Origin of the sequence: Photorhabdus aegyptia, assembly GCF_000612035.1 — a bacterium.
GTDB lineage: Bacteria > Pseudomonadota > Gammaproteobacteria > Enterobacterales > Enterobacteriaceae > Photorhabdus > Photorhabdus akhurstii.
On the sequence record NZ_JFGV01000026.1, the window covers coordinates 1 to 16,144 of the forward strand.

Genomic DNA, 16,144 nt, shown 5'->3' on the forward strand with positions numbered 1-16,144 from the left:
TATCATTCCTTTTTGAGATATATTACTGGAATGACACAGAATTTCTAACACTCCCATTTTCTTCATTCACACTTAATCATATTATTGGCTTACTTGTTCATGTTACTCTTTCAATTACTTTCATTCGCAAAATATTTCAACTCATGTGATATTTTATTTAATGATGTAATGTAGTATTAACCGCTATATCTAACTTTCTGTTTAATTGATGCAAGGCCAATTCAACAACTTCAACCTTTGATGAATGTTCAACATCAAGAAGCCGATCAATCTGTGGCCCCTTTTGCCCTAATCGTCGAGCAAGATCGACTTTGCGTGTTCCTGTCTCTATCATTGCATTATGCAATGCCACTTTCATTGCGACGAGAATAGGAAGACTGACGATGTATTCACCTGCCTCCAACACGGATGCTTCAGGTATAGGCCGACGTTTGTCAATTTCTATAGCAATAGCCGTAACCAACCCATCAATAGATTCGAGAAGAGCTTCATCAACTGAGTCACCTACTGAGTTGAATAAGGGAAGATCACGACAACTAGCCACATAGCTTCCTGTCTCTTCGTCATATTCTAGTTTTATCGGATAATTAAACATAATACCTCTCTTTAAGATAGATAACCGGAACTTAAAGCCCCAGATCCTTCATTATTTTCTTCCTCAATGGTTCAGGGATCTCTTTGGAGCCATGATCGGGGAAAACCGACGATTTACCATTTATAGATACCTTTCGGTGGCTTCCTCCACCCCTAGCCTTCTCGATTAGAACCCCTTGAGAAATTAGCCATCGGCGGAACTCACTGTATTTCATTCATGTCTCCTTCTCGACCAAGCAATCATGACACATAAAACAATAAATACAACATTTTTGTTTCATTTAACAACAGTTATGATAACTCATAGAGCAAAATTCTAAGCAAAGAACTCCCCCTAACGATACAAAATACCCATTAGCAATCCTTCGCCAACAAAATTTCGGCAGAAATGCATCGGCAACGCGACACATATAAGCAGGTACGTGTATACTGTAAAAGAATTTTATTCTGCTTCATTGTTATTGTTATCCAATCAACCAAGACACCATCATGATCCAAGGCACGTTATATATTGTCTCTGCGCCAAGCGGGGCGGGTAAATCAAGTCTGATTCAGGCTTTATTAAAAACTCAACCTTTGTATGATACTCAGGTTTCTGTCTCCCATACCACACGTGCAATGCGCCCCGGTGAGAATCATGGTGAACACTATTTCTTTATCACCGAAGAAGCCTTTCACCAGATGATCGATAATAATGAATTTCTGGAACATGCTCGTGTTTTTGATAATTATTACGGTACATCCCGGAAAGTGATTGAAGAAACCCTTGCCAGTGGGGTTGATGTTTTTCTTGATATCGATTGGCAAGGAGCACAGCAGATCCGCAAACAAATGCCATCTGTCCGCAGCATTTTTATCCTGCCGCCGTCGAAGGAAGAGCTTTGTCGCCGTCTGCGTGGCCGAGGGCAGGACAGTGAAGACGTTATTGAAAAACGTATGGAGCAGGCCGTTGCAGAAATGGTTCACTATAACGAGTATGATTATTTAATCGTTAATGATGATTTCAATACTGCATTGGCCGATCTGCACACCATCATCCGTTCAGAACGCCTGCATCGGGAGCGCCAGGCGCAACGGCATGATGCTTTAATCAGCAAATTATTGGCAGACTGAACCCAATTTCAGTATGATGCCCAGTCATTTCTTTACCTGTGGAGTCGCACACATATGGCACGCGTAACTGTTCAAGACGCTGTAGAAAAAATTGGTAACCGTTTTGACCTGGTGTTGGTCGCCGCTCGTCGAGCGCGTCAACTGCAAACAGGCGGTAAAGACCCGCTGGTGGCGGAAGAGAACGATAAAGTGACGGTTATCGCTCTGCGTGAAGTGGAAGAGGGGCTGATTAACGGTAAGATCCTGGATGTCCGTGAGCGCCAGGAACAACAAGAGCAGGAAGCCGCGGAAATGCAGGCGGTTTCCGCTATCGCGGAAAGTCGTCGTTAATCTACGGTAGGTCTGCCTTGTATCTGTTCGAAAGCCTGAATCTGCTTATCCAAAAATATCTGCCTGGGAGTCAAATTGAACTCCTCAAGCAGGCTTACACTGTCGCGCGGGATGCCCATGACGGGCAAACCCGCACCAGTGGCGAACCCTACATTACGCACCCTGTCGCGGTCGCCTGTATTCTGGCCGAAATGCGTCTCGACCATGAAACACTGATGGCCGCTTTATTGCATGATGTTATTGAAGACACGCCCGCCACCTTTCAAGATATCGCCCAACCTTTCGGCCCGGTGGTCGCCGGGTTGGTTGAGGGGGTTTCCAAGCTTGATAAGCTCAATTTCCGCGATAAAAAAGAGGCGCAGGCGGAAAACTTCCGCAAAATGATCATGGCGATGGTGCAGGATATTCGCGTCATTTTGATCAAACTGGCAGACCGTACCCATAATATGCGTACTCTCGGGGCGTTACGTCCAGATAAACGCCGTCGTATCGCCCGGGAAACGTTAGAGATTTACAGCCCCTTGGCTCATCGTTTGGGTATTCACCATCTGAAAACCGAGTTGGAAGAGCTTGGGTTTGAGGCCCTTCACCCTAACCGTTACCGGGTTATCAAAGAGGTGGTAAAAGCAGCCCGTGGCAACCGTAAAGAGATGATCCAGAAAATTCTGTCTGAAATCGCAGGCAGACTGGCCGAAGCCAATATTGAATGCAAAGTCAGCGGGCGGGAAAAACATCTCTACTCTATCTACCAGAAAATGCACCTCAAAGAGCAGCGTTTCCATTCCATTATGGATATCTATGCCTTTCGGGTCATCGTCAACAATGTTGATATCTGCTATCGCGTTTTGGGGCAGATGCACAGCCTGTATAAACCCCGTCCAGGCAGAATAAAAGATTATATCGCCATCCCTAAAGCCAACGGCTATCAATCCTTGCACACTTCTCTGATTGGCCCTCACGGCGTACCGGTTGAAATCCAGATTCGCACCGAAGATATGGATCAAATGGCTGAAATGGGCGTCGCGGCACACTGGGCCTACAAGGAACAGAAAGAGTCGAGCACCGCCGCGCAAGTTCGCGCACAACGCTGGATGCAGAGCCTGCTGGAATTACAACAAAGCGCCGGCAACTCTTTTGAATTTATTGAAAGCGTTAAATCTGATCTGTTTCCTGATGAGATTTACGTTTTTACCCCGAAAGGGCGCATTGTGGAATTACCCGCAGGCGCTACCCCGGTTGACTTCGCTTACGCCGTACACACCGATATTGGTCATGCCTGTGTCGGTTCGCGAGTTGATCGCCAGCCATATCCATTATCGCAATCGCTGACCAACGGCCAGACAGTTGAGATTATTACCGCGCCGGGCGCTCGGCCAAACGCCGCCTGGCTAAACTTTGTCGTCAGCTCAAAAGCGCGCGCCAAAATTCGTCAATTGCTAAAAAACCTTAAGCGGGAAGATTCGATTGGGCTAGGTCGCCGCCTGCTAAATCACGCATTGGGCAATGGGAAAAAGCTGGTTGATATTCCACAGGAAAATATCAATAAAGAGTTGACGAGAATGAAACTCGCGACAATAGAGGATCTGCTGGCTGAAATCGGGCTTGGTAATACCATGAGTATCGTCGTCGCCCGCAACCTGCTAGGCGCGCAGGAGAGCAGCGCAAGCACCAGTAGCAATAACAGCGGAGCACGTAAATTACCGATCAAAGGCGCTGACGGTGTGCTGATCACTTTCGCCAAATGCTGCCGGCCGATCCCTGGCGACCCGATTATCGCCCATATCAGCCCCGGCAAAGGGTTGGTTATCCACCATGAATCCTGTCGTAATATTCGCGGCTATCAGAAAGAGCCGGAGAAATTTATGGCGGTAGAGTGGGATAAAGATGTTAGCAGTGATTTTATTGCTGAAATAAAAGTGGATATGTTTAACCATCAAGGGGCGCTGGCAAATCTGACCGCCGCGATTAACGCGGCAAACTCCAATATTCAGAGCATGAACACAGAAGAGAAAGATGGCCGTGTTTACTGCGCTTTTATCCGGCTGACCACCAAGGACCGCATCCAGTTAGCGAATATTATGCGCAAAATCCGCATTATGCCGGATGTGATGCGAGTCAGCCGTAACAGAAACTAAACCGGATAGATTCCCCTCGTTACTCAGGGAATCTTCTTTTGATTATCGTTTTCTACACCGGGCAGATCCGCAAGCGAACAGCCAACAGCGCTATCCACCGCCGCCCCACAAGAGACCACTGTCGATGACTGCGCCGGATACAGAGCCGACGGCGCGTCATTCCGATGCTCAAGGAATAGGCCCATCAATACGGAATCAACCTCATCCAGTATGCGACCTAACCACCCCTCACCCTCCACGCCAAACATTAACACCAACCCAATTGCAATAAACAATAGCGGCAAAATCCATGCCCGGCACCAATACGCTAGCAGCATACGGGGATACCGGGAGTGGCGAACTTTGTTACCCAATAACAGCCCACAGACAGTGAACAATACGATGCTGATAACCAATACCACTCGGCTTATCAGCATCCATAAGGCATCACCCACAGAATCGATAAAAACGCATCCTCCACCATATCCCGCCAGACAGCCACCTGTGTCATACCCCTGAAATAAAACGGACCGTTAAGAAATAAATGGACCGCAAGCGCGTTGCAAAAACCAACTACGCATATGATTAATCTGTGATGATGTCCGGGAATGCGCCGACTTCACCGTTTTTGTCACCAGTGTCTGGTTCCTCTGGGGCATAGGTTTAGCGACTGCTGTGACAATCAGCATCAGACGCCGACTCCCATGTTTTTCACGAAAGAAGACTTTTTCACAGGAAATCACATCACTCCGCTCATTGTAGATATAATTCATCACATCCCTTGCCCGGCGTTCCGACACCCGAAACACCTGACTGATTTCACTTTTGGTAAATCCTCGCCCTTTCAATAACCCCCAATACGCGACCGCCATGTACAACGGTGTATCATTCAAATGAGACAAGCAGACAGGCAGACGAAAAGTCCCATGATTACTCTGCTTGCCAGTAATAGTCTGATTTCCGGGCAAATCAGCCTGACTGCCGCTCATTTGAAGCGCCATTGAATCATTAACATTGATTGTCATTTTACTCTCCCCTGGTGACTAACTGGTCGATCGGTTACCACATGAGAAATGAAATAGTGTGATTTATTGAGATGAAGCACTTAGGCGGCTAAGCCACCATGCCATATTTAAATACCCTGCCATCGTAGGCGTTATCGTACGACTAACGTTGCGTTCATCGTGGTCTGAAATTCACCAAAAGTACCAGGGTCTAACGCCTTTACTTGCCAAACTGTCGCCTCAAATCGGTTTCGGGATACATAGGTGTTTGGCGTATCACCCACAGTAAAGTACAGAACGTCCGCCGGGTTCGTGGGAAAACCAAATTTTACTGGCCTACCCATCGCGTTTGACGCCGCCAACTTAGTATTCCCACCTATCAAAGTCGGTACCACTTTAATCCTCAACGCGTCATCGAAGCCAGGCACTACGATACTTTCATTATTATCAGCTAACTGTGGGGCGGAAAACCGCATAGTGGCCACTCCACCGGCACTGTTCTTATCGCTCACCTTGCATGTAATATTCAGAGTAAACAGTCCACCAAACCCGGTGAATCCACCTGTTAGGAGCTGTACCGGATATGGCCCGGACGACCGGAGAACCTCTCCTATCTCCGCTGCCCCCACAACAGCATTATGGTCAGGCTCATGGGCGCCAGCATCTAAACCACAAACCGGCGGGTCCAGTACTGTCACCGGGTCTTTGATAGGCGGAAGAGTTGGTTTGGACCACGACATAAGCTCTTCTCCATCAATTAGGACACTCAAAATTGGTGAGTTATCGTCACGATTGAATTCGACTTTTTCATCAGGATTTCGCTGCCATGAAAAATTTACCCCTCGGCAAGACACATCAAAATAGAGGTCACTTATTCTTTCATGTGCTCTCATCCAATCACCTCTATCATTAGGATGTTCCGGCTCAAGCTGTGCTGAATCGGAAAGATTTTCATTGGGGTATGGCTTATCAAGATTCACCGTAAAGTGTTGAATGGCTGTTCCTTTTGAATTGGCATCATTTGGATACTGTCTAGAAAATTTAGTTTTGGCCATAACTGTACATTCGTAACTGCCTGAGACCACTCTCGGGACTTTAAAAATTTCCCCGCGTACTCTGAGCTGAAACCGGACCTCACTCAGAAGCTTATCATCATACGAAGTGGTGTAATGAACCATATCCCTTATACTATGAATTTGAAACAGATCTAAGGTCGCTTTACCCGCTGCCGGGTAATTGATGACTCCATCACTCCGTTTTACCATCCGCTCAGGCCCCAAAGCTTTCAAAGCTACATCAGCATTCCAATTTCGGGACTGATCGGCAAACACTGAGGGAGAAGAAAAAATACCCACGAATAGGCATATCATTGCCATCCATATCGGCCATTCACGGCAACGAACCACCATCCAACCAATATCCTGTTTTATCTTGTTAATAAACGTCTTCTTCGTATTCATCGGCTGCCCAACCGGGAGTAACTTCCCAGTTGCCATATTAGAAATTTTCATTCGTTGATCTCCCCCCATCCCGGCCAGATTACATCCACCTTTCAGCGGTTCCTCTTCCTCTAATAACGATGGTTATTCACATCAGGTTCTGTGCACCACCTCATGTTAACCTTGCCATCTTAACGGCAGGTTTCGTTCAATTGCCTCATGGGACTCCAGCTCTTATCTTGCTTCGCTTTTACCGGCGGCGGCCCCAGGTTAAACACCACCTCGCACTGACTGTCCGGCGCACTGCCCCACTTCACTTTGAGTACCCCACTAGGGGGCATACCACTCAGGTACACTTGTCCTCCTTCCCCGACGATCGCCGCCAGATTGGTTGCTGTATCCCCTTTAAGCCCCGCCATTGCCCCAAACGGTACCGGCTTACCGTGATAGAGCAAATTCATCAGCAATTGCTGCCCGATACGTACAGGATAATCCACCATCACAACCGCCCCTTTGGTCGGGAATACGTTCTTGCTGCCTTGTGCCATGTCAGCCCCTTCCGGCAGCGATGACGGATCTAAACTGATACTATTACGGCTGTACGTCTGAGCATAAGGCACCACCGCATATCCCCAATGATTAGTCGAAATCGAGTTGGAGTTCATCACACGAATACCGCCAACCCCCGACGTCCGCACTAATACCGCCGCATCACCAATACGCGATGCCAACGTGACACCATGCTGATGGGCGATCAATCCGCCACTAACTCCGTAGTTCACCCCTCGCCCGCCCGATGAATCGTAGTTGTATCCCAGGTTAGCCTGCCCAAGGGAACCACTGTATCCCATTGATACTGATCCGCTGTTTCCCTGCCCTTTATTCGCCTGACTTTGCGATACACTCCAGGACAGACTATTGTCATCCAGCAATGAACCGCCCAAACCTAACTGGTTACTGCTGCGCCCCGTGCTATCGTGGAACAAGCTATAGTTGGCATACGCATTGCTCAGCGCCGCATAAGAGCCAAACAGACTCAGAGGAATGTTGACGTTCAATGAAACTTGTCGGTTCTCGGGCCAGTCGCCGTTGCCGCGTATGCGATCGATGCTGTAATTAAGCCCCCAGCCCACACGGTAGAAAGAACCACTCAATCCCATCGACAGGGTGGTGTTAGTTTTAGAACTGCCCCAGTAGTTATCCCGCTGACCACTGAGCCACAGGGAATAGTTACCCGGCAATGACTGGCTCAATCTCATTTGCCAACTGCTACGACGTCGCTGAGACATCCAAGAGGGAAGCTCCCCCCAAACCGTGTAACCTTGGGTATTAACATCGGAAAAACTGAGGTAATTACGTGTTGAATAGCGGTACGCGGTTAAATCCACCGTCGTGCCGGAGGTCAGCATACTTTTCGAATACTTAGCCCGGTAAGATTCTCCGCGCTGAATATCCGCCATATTTTTCAACCGCGCCCGAGAAGTGGTGATATCCGCGGATAATGCCCCCATCATACCAAGGGAAAGCCCGGTCCCCAGCGCCGCAGACTGGTACGATTGCGCTACCAATCCCCCACCGTATAATGTGACGTTGGCGGGCAGACCATAAATCATTGATACCATGCCAAACACTGGCTTACGCCCGCCGCTACTATACCCACTGGTGTGATAGCGCCCTACCGCCGCTTCGTACTTGAATTGCCCCTGCCGCAACATCATCGGCAGGCTAGAATAAGCCTGACTGAACCCATGATGGGTACCATCAGCCTCGGTGATCGTCACCTGTAAATCCCCGCCGGTACTGCTACCCACCAAATCTGTGATCCGAAATGGACCCGGCGCGACATTGGTTTGATAAATCACACTGCCATTCTGTGTCACCGTCACCTGCGCGTTAGATTTAGCTATCCCACTGATAATCGGCGCAAAACCACTCTGCCTACCCGGTATCATCGAATCGCTGGTGGCCAGCCCAATCCCACGATAGGGGAAACCATCAAATACCTGCCCCGCCACACTGCCGGTCGAAGTATCCCCTATCGTCAGATCACTGCGTAACGCCACCACATCCCGCTGCAAATAGGTTTGCAGGAAGTTCCACCGTTGCCGGGATTGGGTGGTTTTTTTCATTGCGTCATTGAGTGAGTCATACCGGTTATAAGTTTGGGTACTATAAGAATAGGTCGCCGTGTTACGAAGACGCCAGGCCCCGAGATTCAATCCAGAATTGAAGCTACCGAACAGACTCTGATTAGTCTGTTTATTACCAAATTGCGAGCGTTGATTCTGACTGCCATTGACGCTGTAGTTCAATATAAAAGCCGGGATGCCCTCTTGCCATAATTTCGGGTCAACCTGACCATTGGTTGAAGGCTTCATCGCTATTTGGGGTATACTCAAATTTAACCGCATCTGGGAAAAGTTCAGGCGGGCCGTAGCCTGAGGAATCAATTTACCTAACGGACTCCCTATCGGCTTATCCAGCGGCAAGGTTTTCAGTGCCGGTGTGTCGCTGATATTGACACCGGCCATATCTAACAAATCTGGCGTCAATACCGGGACCAGCTCGCTGTCGCCATGACGCTGGAACGTAATATCCCGTGAATCAAAAAAAGTGCCATTCACGTAAATGTCAACACGATAAGTCCCAGGCGCCTGACCTCCGGCGGTTTCAAACTGTGATAAATCCACCGTTTGCCCTGAATTCGAACCAAAGTCCAATAAGGCCGGGTCAAAATAGTCGCGTCCTATCGCCTGAGCACTCCATCCAGTCACAAACGCCAGCACCATCCGACAGAAAACCAGAGAAAGGCGCAATTTCACCGGGCACTTTGATAGCGCCAGAGAAACAGAAATATTTTGATTTACACGATGATAAATAGGCGGTCGCTCTAAACGGCAGCTTATCACCGGAATTAACATTTTCATTGTTAAAATCGCCATCTCTTATTTAAATATATTCAACTTAATATCTACTCTGTCGGTATCTGCAATATTGTTATTAACCACGACATCGTTATTAACCACTGCCAGATACAACAATAGATCGACTCTCTTCATCGGTGCTTAACCCAAATTCACCAATAGCACGCCACGATACCGTGACATTATTACCAAGGGACATTTTGCCCACTGGCAGTGACCAGCTCTGCTGACCAAATGGCGGCACCATCCTAAATAAATCCTGATCCGGTACGGCAAACGAATTCACCTGTAAAGCCTGCAACGTTATCCAAAACGGCGACGGATTAGTCAGCGTCACAACACTCTCTTTTACTGACGCGCTTAATTGTTTCACCGCACCGGCAACGCCCTCTTTTGGCAACCCTTCAGGACGATAGAACACTTTTACCGCCAAAGCCGTCGTCATTTTTATCTTGCCGGAGAAACTCTTAGATACCGATGATGGTTTCTCAGAAGGCAACATACGCACATTCAGAAAAAACAGAGATTCCCGATCCTTAGGAAAATCCCCACCGGTACGCAGGATTTTCAGCACCTGCCGTTCATGCGCATCCACCTTGGCAATAGGCGGAATCACAATAAATGGCGCCTTAGCATCCAGCGGTAAACCGGTGGCAGGGTCCAATTCCCGTACCGTTGACTGAATCAGATAATTGCTGTCGCTGTTATTGATGAATGTTGAAGGAACGCCATTGTTGAATGATTCAAGGTAAAGCACACGGGCATCATTGATATATAACGCCCCCATCAGGCCCTCTTCCGCCCTCAGTGGCAAAACCGGTAATATCATTGCCAGAGCGCATAACACAGACGTCACCCTCTGCTTTATTAAAACCTTACGCTCCGCCATGTGATGCTCTTCCAATTCTCAAAATATACTCAGTCAGCCTGTAACGTACCGCTCTGTAGCTTACTCACCCCGCCGATATCGGTGATCATCGACCATTCCACCTTACTGCCAACCTTGCCTGCCAGGGGAAAAGTCGTCTGGCCGAAAGGCGTCAATATTGACGGGGCTTTGTCAAAATCCACCGCCTTGCCGTCAAATTTCAGTTGAGCAAAAGTCTGGTAATACGGTGTTGGGTTGGTCACTACCACACTATTGCCTGATTGTGTAAACGTCAGCCGACCACGGGCCTGTTCCGGCGTCATCGGCAGCTTATCCGGCCGGTAGATAAGTTTTATATTCATCCCCAACGAGATAGACAGCGACGCGCCAATCTCCCCTTGTTTCCCGTCGCTATTTTCCTTGCTGTCATCAGTTGTTTTCTTCGCCGGGATCGCATTAATCCGAAAACGAAACAGAGACTCACGATCAGCAGGAAAATCACCACCGGTACGAACAAGGCGCATCACATTCAAGCTATTGCCCTCCATACGGAACAACGGGGGTAGCACCGTAAACTCCGATGAACGGGTATTTGAGTTATCCCACGGCGTCACCGCAGCTTGTACCAGATAGACCTCTTCGCCCGAATTTTGCAGTGAGATGCTTTGCACCTTGTCACCCTGCTGATAAATAATGCGTGTCTTCCTCAACATCAGACCTGCGTGTGCTGACGACGACGCCATAACCACCCATATCCCCAGCATCCCCATGATTATCAGCTTTTTCATATATCCCACTTCATCTCAGACACTCTTCCTCAACTACACCCGGCTGATAACGTTATCTACTTCAAGTGTTCATACGAAAACTCAAAATGTATCCGCACATTCGCAGTTCCTCCGCATAACACATTGGTCCCGTTACTCTCAGTTTTACACGTTGCTGGATTATTTTTGTCGCCTAAACCTCCCACATAAGCCCTGAACGTCCTCGTCGCTCCATCTTTCGCGAACGGTAGCAACACCTGAAACGGCTTATTGCTAGGTTTCACCTCTACAAACTGCTGGTTGCTAAGATCCTGTAACCTAATCCCCACTCCCTTGGTAGTACCACCATCTACTGGCATGAACAGTTCCGGATCTTGTGTGACAAAATTACTACTCCATATGTACAACGCTGGCGATTGGCCTGGACTACAGTGACTGAGCTGAAATTCCAAGTCTAAGGCGGAGCTTTCCACATATTTGCTATTTCTAAGTTGACTCGCATAGACCTGGGACATAAGACCGGTATAACCACCAGCGCCGCCGTACTTACCATTCACACTCAACGCACAAGTCGGAGGCAACAGATTGCCTCTAATTGTGATCTCAACATTCTTACCATCCGCCTGAACCGACAAAGACACACAAGCGATGATCCATCCAATCAGCACCATGATGAGTAACGAATATTTCGTTCTGCTGTGACATGTTATTAACTCACGCTTTATAAGAGTGTTATTTTTCGCTTTCATCTAACTCTCTTCCCCTCATTGGTCCCCATTTTTATCATCTGTGATCAACCGCATCTCAGGGATAAGAATAGGTAAACGCGACTCGCGCAATTAATGAGCCAGGCCGAATAACCTTACTATCTTTTCCACGCGCAACCGCTACTGTTACTGGAAGCTGTGCACGACCATCATCAAAAAATAGCGAATCAAGGCGATTCTCATGATTATTTATTACCACATTATCCCAACCTATTTTTTTCTCTTTACCACCCCCTAAGTAAAAAATAAATCCCAACCCCTCAGAGGCGTTATCATCGGAACCAGAGACAGGATCACGGAATATTGCACCTTGTTCAGCGTCGATGGTGTTTCCTGACACAGTGATAACAGGTGCGTTCGGTGCAACATCCGGATCACCACAATTGGTTAATTCCAGAGTAAATCTTCTGGGGTTTGATATATGCCCTGCCTGACTGAACTCCGCCGCTGGCAGAGAGCCGAAATTCAGCTCCGAACCATTGATATCACTACCACTGATCCCTACGTCACAAGGTTCAGGCACAACAGTTATGAGCAGTTCTACGTTTATCCCACTCGATTGCGTTGATGGGAATGGTTTTTTAGGATCTTCAGATGCAGCCATGACGCCGCCTGCCAAGAACAGCAAAACTAATATCCCCCAACAAAGCCGGAGCATCACCATACGCAACGTCGAGCAGCCGCCATTACTCAGAAAAGCGGGTTGGTCATCCACTCTGTTTTTTTCTCGCCTTGTCACTTTGGTCCACCTTAAAACTCTCTCGCTTACAGCTATTCTGTTAATGAATCGCACTGCAAACTCAACGATAATCAAATGTAAAATTCACGTTGGCATAAATTCTTCCTGGCTTTTTACAGACCATTATCGTCTCCCCTGCCGCCGGGGCGCATACCAGTGAAAACCTCACCGGCACAGAAGGAGTTTGAGCATTTATGACTGTGCCTTTATCCGCCAGATAAAATGGTTCACTATCCGCTATATTTGAGGACCATTCCGTTCCATTCAGCTTCTTCAAGCGCACCGTGACGCCCACGGCCTTTGAAACCGAATCTTCGCTGTTTTGACTACGAAACAGCGTGTTATCACTCGTACCAAAATGCTCTCCGCTAATGGTAATCGCAGGAGCAACCCTGTTTGCATCGATCACATCTGAGCAATTTCTCAGAGTGAGATTGGTTTCCCCGTAGGCGTTCCCTGATACCAAGCTGGCAAATTGCACTTTGCCCAAATCGATATTATTGTTATCCACAGCGATATCACACGTCCCGTAGGCAATGTCGGCCTTAAATGTGGCGATGGCAGAATTCGCTGCCCACAAGGGACCGGAAGAGAGCCACAAAACTCCTCCCATGCCGATGTAATTCAGGTACCCACGTAGACGCTGAATCCTTGAGATACCGGCTTTACTGAATTTCACCATTGAAGTTCTCTCCACCGCCGAGATCGCTAATCACCGCCCATTCCACTTTCTTTTTATTCTGATTATTTTGAGCGGGATAAACATGGCTACTGAAAGGCGCCAGCATTTGTGGATGACTTTCAGAAAACTTCACCGGTACGCCATCAACTTTGATCTGGGTAAAGCTGATGTGATAAGGCGAATTGTTGCTAACTTGAATGCCATCGGGAGCATGGGTAAAGCGCAGGGCTTTGTATGCCTGCTCCGGCGTTCCCACCAATCCCGTTGGCCGATAAAATAGTTTGATGGTATTGCCGATGGCATAAGTTATCCCACCGCCAATTTGTGCGCTTTCAGAACGCTGGCCCGGAGGATTATTACTACCGGGAATAGCAGAGGCATTAAAATAAAAGACGCTCTCCCGATCAGTCGGCAGCTTACTGGTATCGCCTAAGATGCGCAGAACATTGGTTCCCTTAGGCTCCAAACGGAATAAAGGAGGCGTGACGTAAAAAGGCGCTTTACCCTTACCGTCAACGGTGCGAGTAATCTTAGTTGTCACCAAGTAAGGGATATTGGTTGTTGTATTGCGTACTGAGACTGTTGTTGCAGCTTTATCCTGTAAGAAAATAATACGTGTAGCATCGATGCCAAACCCGCCTTCGGCCTGACTCTGTGACGCGAATAAAAACGCACCTAATACAAGGCTTTTTACTATGATGTTAGGAAGTCGGAGTTTATGGATCATCATTTTTCTCTTTTCACTCAGCCAATGGCGGTTTATAAAACACCGTTTCAATCATCCAGAATTTGCAACCAAAGAAGCCTGAAGAAAGGCTCCTCAGGCTGGTTATTGAATCAATAATCATTCATACGCTATGGAAAAAGTAAGAGGGGCATGAATGTGCTGAGGAGATGGTTTATCAGTCGTTGACGCCATATAAGCTTTAAAGACCACAGACTTGTTATTAAAATCTGCCGCTTTAGGAGTTTTATCACTTGATGAAGCTAATACGATACGGCTGTCTTTCTTAAGAAGCTCTTCCGTTCCATCAGCAGAACCATCAACCTTATAGGTTAATGCAACACCCGCATTTGGAGTTTGCCCTTCCGCATTACCCTGACCATCATTAAATATGTCAGTGCTTGCTCCTATCGTAGTCCCTGACACCAACAGCTTAAGCGATTTTTTTGCCGTAACAGTACCATCACAGCCACTGACACCAACAGCAAAAGTTTCATATCCATTAACAACATGCATGCCCACAAATTTACCCTCACCAGGATTGAATTCACCTGGCTTATGGTTACCCAAACTCACATCACCGTTTTTTACACCACTGGTAATGTCACATGTCACATCTGAGACAGTACCAGTAACAGTTACTGTGGCATTATGCCCCCCTTTATTTTCCTCCCCATCTGCCAAAGCTGCCGAAGCTGCCGAAGCTGCCCCCATAACCAACGCCGCCACGACGCTTATCTTTAATATCTTTTTCATTTCATTAATCTCTTTTAACTACCTAACTAAAGTCTGATTTAAGCTCGCGCATCATGTTTTGATAAACAGAGGCATCCAGCTGTACAAAAATTTGTCAATTAGGACCATTTTGACTATCGAAACATAGCTATTTTTCTGTATAAAAACAGCACCATACAGAGTTAATATGCGATTATTTCGCAAATTTTAAGGATATCATCTTTACCTATCCTAAAATTAAAAACAAAAATTTTGCTAAAGTGACAACAAAAGGGCAATGTTTTTGCATGTTGTAATAAAAAGAGTGGATTATTGGAATGTTTCTGTGGTAGGATTATTGAGTTTTACAAATATATACAAATCTATCTCTTTTTTTATTAGAAAACTTTTAGTACAATTTCTAGGCGATCGTGTTTCGATAGTCAAAATGGTCCTAACTGTCGTACCTTAACGCCTACCTTTTACGCCCCAAACTCCTTGAAAACGTTCAACATTACTCGCGGTATAACGTACCGTATGGCGAATGTTTTTATGTCCAAGATAGTCTTGTATTAGCCGGGTATCGATTCCTCGATCTGCAAGGGCAAAACCGCAGGCATGACGCAACATATGTGGATGAGGCTCTACCGCGATATTCGCACGTTGCCCTAACTGGTTGATAATCTGATAGATGCGCTGGCGAGTCAGTGGTTTCCCACAACGCGATAGAAATAACCAATCACTATCAGCGCCCTGAAAAGTTTTGCGCACTTTAAGCCATGCCTTAATCGCCTTAACTTCACGCTGCAAAAGGGGATGGTTAGTACAAAACCCGCCTTTTAATCGCCTGATATATAGGCATTTTTCTTTTAACTCCATGTCAGATAACCGCAAATGCCTGGCTTCGCTAACACGAAAGCCGTGGATATAGCTCATATACACCAGACAGTAATTCCGTTCTGGATTAGGCCCCACTTTCGCCATTTCCAACATGCTTTCTACTTCTGATTGAGTCAGATATTTTCTTTGGCCCATGATTATTTCTCCAAAATATATTGATAGCACAACCCGGCGATATCCCGTTTAGAACAGATATAAGCTAGGATAAAATAGACACCGCTACCCAAAACGATGGCCTATTGTTCACCGAGGCTACAAGAGGTTATACAGATATGGGGCAAAATTTAAACACCTTTTTTGATTATTTTTTCACCTCGCAAGCACGTTAGTTTACATTTGACTGACAGGGCAGATTATTCAAAACAGGCTACAAGAACCTGTCGTTACAAATCGCCTTTTTCGTTATAGCGGCTTACTCTTAAGGTATTGATATGGTTTTCAACCAGTTACAGAGGAAAATATTCC

At 47.0% G+C, this 16,144-nt stretch carries 17 protein-coding genes; 3 read left to right on the forward strand and 14 right to left on the reverse strand.

Features of this window, described 5'->3' with window-relative positions; translation table 11 throughout:
• Positions 1-157: 157 nt before the first annotated feature.
• Both BA1DRAFT_RS09845 and BA1DRAFT_RS09850 read right to left on the reverse strand, forming a co-directional pair.
• On the reverse strand, positions 158-595 hold the full coding sequence (locus BA1DRAFT_RS09845; RefSeq protein ID WP_036778381.1) for a type II toxin-antitoxin system HicB family antitoxin: 438 nt from the start codon (positions 593-595) through the stop codon (positions 158-160).
• Between the two features lie 31 nt (positions 596-626).
• Entirely contained in the window at positions 627-809 is a 183-nt protein-coding gene (locus tag BA1DRAFT_RS09850; protein WP_036778383.1) for a type II toxin-antitoxin system HicA family toxin, read from the reverse strand.
• A gap of 274 nt (positions 810-1,083) precedes the next feature.
• Here BA1DRAFT_RS09850 and gmk point away from each other — a divergent pair, with 274 nt between their 5' ends.
• The 3 genes from gmk to spoT are packed head-to-tail and all read left to right on the forward strand — an operon-like array spanning position 1,084 to position 4,172.
• Positions 1,084-1,707 carry a guanylate kinase gene (gene gmk / locus BA1DRAFT_RS09855; protein ID WP_036778385.1) on the forward strand — a complete coding sequence of 208 codons (624 nt, stop codon included), beginning with the start codon at positions 1,084-1,086 and terminating at the stop codon, positions 1,705-1,707.
• Between the two features lie 54 nt (positions 1,708-1,761).
• Entirely contained in the window at positions 1,762-2,037 is a 276-nt protein-coding gene (gene rpoZ, locus BA1DRAFT_RS09860; RefSeq protein ID WP_011144672.1) for a DNA-directed RNA polymerase subunit omega, read from the forward strand.
• A gap of 17 nt (positions 2,038-2,054) precedes the next feature.
• The gene (gene spoT, locus BA1DRAFT_RS09865; protein WP_036778387.1) at positions 2,055-4,172 is read left to right on the forward strand and encodes a bifunctional GTP diphosphokinase/guanosine-3',5'-bis pyrophosphate 3'-pyrophosphohydrolase; all 2,118 of its coding nucleotides are present in this window, start codon (positions 2,055-2,057) and stop codon (positions 4,170-4,172) included.
• 23 nt (positions 4,173-4,195) lie between these two features.
• On the opposite strand, the gene BA1DRAFT_RS09870 is transcribed toward spoT, so the two are convergent.
• The 12 genes from BA1DRAFT_RS09870 to BA1DRAFT_RS09925 all read right to left on the reverse strand — a co-directional run bounded on the left by BA1DRAFT_RS09870 (position 4,196) and on the right by BA1DRAFT_RS09925 (position 15,814).
• A complete protein-coding gene (locus BA1DRAFT_RS09870) occupies positions 4,196-4,588 on the reverse strand; it encodes a hypothetical protein (RefSeq protein ID WP_144408126.1) in 393 nt (130 codons plus the stop codon).
• A gap of 96 nt (positions 4,589-4,684) precedes the next feature.
• Positions 4,685-5,176 (reverse strand): CaiF/GrlA family transcriptional regulator, encoded by a 492-nt coding sequence (locus BA1DRAFT_RS09875; protein WP_036778391.1) that lies wholly within the window; start codon positions 5,174-5,176, stop codon positions 4,685-4,687.
• A 131-nt stretch (positions 5,177-5,307) separates the two neighbouring features.
• The gene (locus BA1DRAFT_RS09880; RefSeq protein WP_152544300.1) at positions 5,308-6,666 is read right to left on the reverse strand and encodes a hypothetical protein; all 1,359 of its coding nucleotides are present in this window, start codon (positions 6,664-6,666) and stop codon (positions 5,308-5,310) included.
• Positions 6,667-6,785: 119 nt separating this feature from the next.
• Entirely contained in the window at positions 6,786-9,521 is a 2,736-nt protein-coding gene (locus BA1DRAFT_RS09885) for a fimbria/pilus outer membrane usher protein (RefSeq protein ID WP_235201017.1), read from the reverse strand.
• A gap of 91 nt (positions 9,522-9,612) precedes the next feature.
• On the reverse strand, positions 9,613-10,407 hold the full coding sequence (locus BA1DRAFT_RS09890) for a fimbrial biogenesis chaperone (protein WP_036778394.1): 795 nt from the start codon (positions 10,405-10,407) through the stop codon (positions 9,613-9,615).
• 29 nt (positions 10,408-10,436) lie between these two features.
• Positions 10,437-11,174 (reverse strand): fimbrial biogenesis chaperone, encoded by a 738-nt coding sequence (locus tag BA1DRAFT_RS09895; protein WP_235201019.1) that lies wholly within the window; start codon positions 11,172-11,174, stop codon positions 10,437-10,439.
• A gap of 56 nt (positions 11,175-11,230) precedes the next feature.
• Positions 11,231-11,794: a fimbrial protein gene (locus BA1DRAFT_RS09900; protein ID WP_152544301.1), complete on the reverse strand. Its 564-nt coding sequence runs from the start codon at positions 11,792-11,794 to the stop codon at positions 11,231-11,233.
• A 163-nt stretch (positions 11,795-11,957) separates the two neighbouring features.
• Positions 11,958-12,659 (reverse strand): fimbrial protein, encoded by a 702-nt coding sequence (locus BA1DRAFT_RS09905; protein ID WP_036778397.1) that lies wholly within the window; start codon positions 12,657-12,659, stop codon positions 11,958-11,960.
• Positions 12,660-12,720: 61 nt separating this feature from the next.
• A complete protein-coding gene (locus BA1DRAFT_RS09910; RefSeq protein WP_235201020.1) occupies positions 12,721-13,341 on the reverse strand; it encodes a fimbrial protein in 621 nt (206 codons plus the stop codon).
• Positions 13,325-14,068, reverse strand: coding sequence for a fimbrial biogenesis chaperone (locus BA1DRAFT_RS09915; protein WP_036778398.1), 744 nt, complete (start codon positions 14,066-14,068; stop codon positions 13,325-13,327). The genes BA1DRAFT_RS09910 and BA1DRAFT_RS09915 overlap by 17 nt, the downstream gene beginning before the upstream one ends.
• A gap of 117 nt (positions 14,069-14,185) precedes the next feature.
• A complete protein-coding gene (locus BA1DRAFT_RS09920; RefSeq protein ID WP_036778401.1) occupies positions 14,186-14,821 on the reverse strand; it encodes a fimbrial protein in 636 nt (211 codons plus the stop codon).
• Between the two features lie 426 nt (positions 14,822-15,247).
• Positions 15,248-15,814, reverse strand: a complete 567-nt coding sequence (locus tag BA1DRAFT_RS09925) for a tyrosine-type DNA invertase (RefSeq protein WP_036778403.1) — start codon at positions 15,812-15,814, stop codon at positions 15,248-15,250.
• Between the last annotated feature and the right edge of the window lie 330 nt (positions 15,815-16,144).

What these genes read in the sequence shown, in the direction of transcription:
- BA1DRAFT_RS09915 (WP_036778398.1), bottom strand. Translation starts at nt 14,068, where the DNA reads ATGATCCATAAACTCCGACTTCCTAACATCATAGTAAAAAGCCTTGTA.
- BA1DRAFT_RS09880 (WP_152544300.1), bottom strand. Translation starts at nt 6,666, where the DNA reads ATGAAAATTTCTAATATGGCAACTGGGAAGTTACTCCCGGTTGGGCAG.
- BA1DRAFT_RS09920 (WP_036778401.1), bottom strand. Translation starts at nt 14,821, where the DNA reads ATGAAAAAGATATTAAAGATAAGCGTCGTGGCGGCGTTGGTTATGGGG.
- BA1DRAFT_RS09850 (WP_036778383.1), bottom strand. Translation starts at nt 809, where the DNA reads ATGAAATACAGTGAGTTCCGCCGATGGCTAATTTCTCAAGGGGTTCTA.
- gmk (WP_036778385.1), top strand. Translation starts at nt 1,084, where the DNA reads ATGATCCAAGGCACGTTATATATTGTCTCTGCGCCAAGCGGGGCGGGT.
- BA1DRAFT_RS09895 (WP_235201019.1), bottom strand. Translation starts at nt 11,174, where the DNA reads ATGAAAAAGCTGATAATCATGGGGATGCTGGGGATATGGGTGGTTATG.
- BA1DRAFT_RS09885 (WP_235201017.1), bottom strand. Translation starts at nt 9,521, where the DNA reads ATGAAAATGTTAATTCCGGTGATAAGCTGCCGTTTAGAGCGACCGCCT.
- BA1DRAFT_RS09875 (WP_036778391.1), bottom strand. Translation starts at nt 5,176, where the DNA reads ATGACAATCAATGTTAATGATTCAATGGCGCTTCAAATGAGCGGCAGT.
- BA1DRAFT_RS09845 (WP_036778381.1), bottom strand. Translation starts at nt 595, where the DNA reads ATGTTTAATTATCCGATAAAACTAGAATATGACGAAGAGACAGGAAGC.
- BA1DRAFT_RS09890 (WP_036778394.1), bottom strand. Translation starts at nt 10,407, where the DNA reads ATGGCGGAGCGTAAGGTTTTAATAAAGCAGAGGGTGACGTCTGTGTTA.
- BA1DRAFT_RS09910 (WP_235201020.1), bottom strand. Translation starts at nt 13,341, where the DNA reads ATGGTGAAATTCAGTAAAGCCGGTATCTCAAGGATTCAGCGTCTACGT.
- rpoZ (WP_011144672.1), top strand. Translation starts at nt 1,762, where the DNA reads ATGGCACGCGTAACTGTTCAAGACGCTGTAGAAAAAATTGGTAACCGT.
- BA1DRAFT_RS09870 (WP_144408126.1), bottom strand. Translation starts at nt 4,588, where the DNA reads ATGCTGATAAGCCGAGTGGTATTGGTTATCAGCATCGTATTGTTCACT.
- BA1DRAFT_RS09925 (WP_036778403.1), bottom strand. Translation starts at nt 15,814, where the DNA reads ATGGGCCAAAGAAAATATCTGACTCAATCAGAAGTAGAAAGCATGTTG.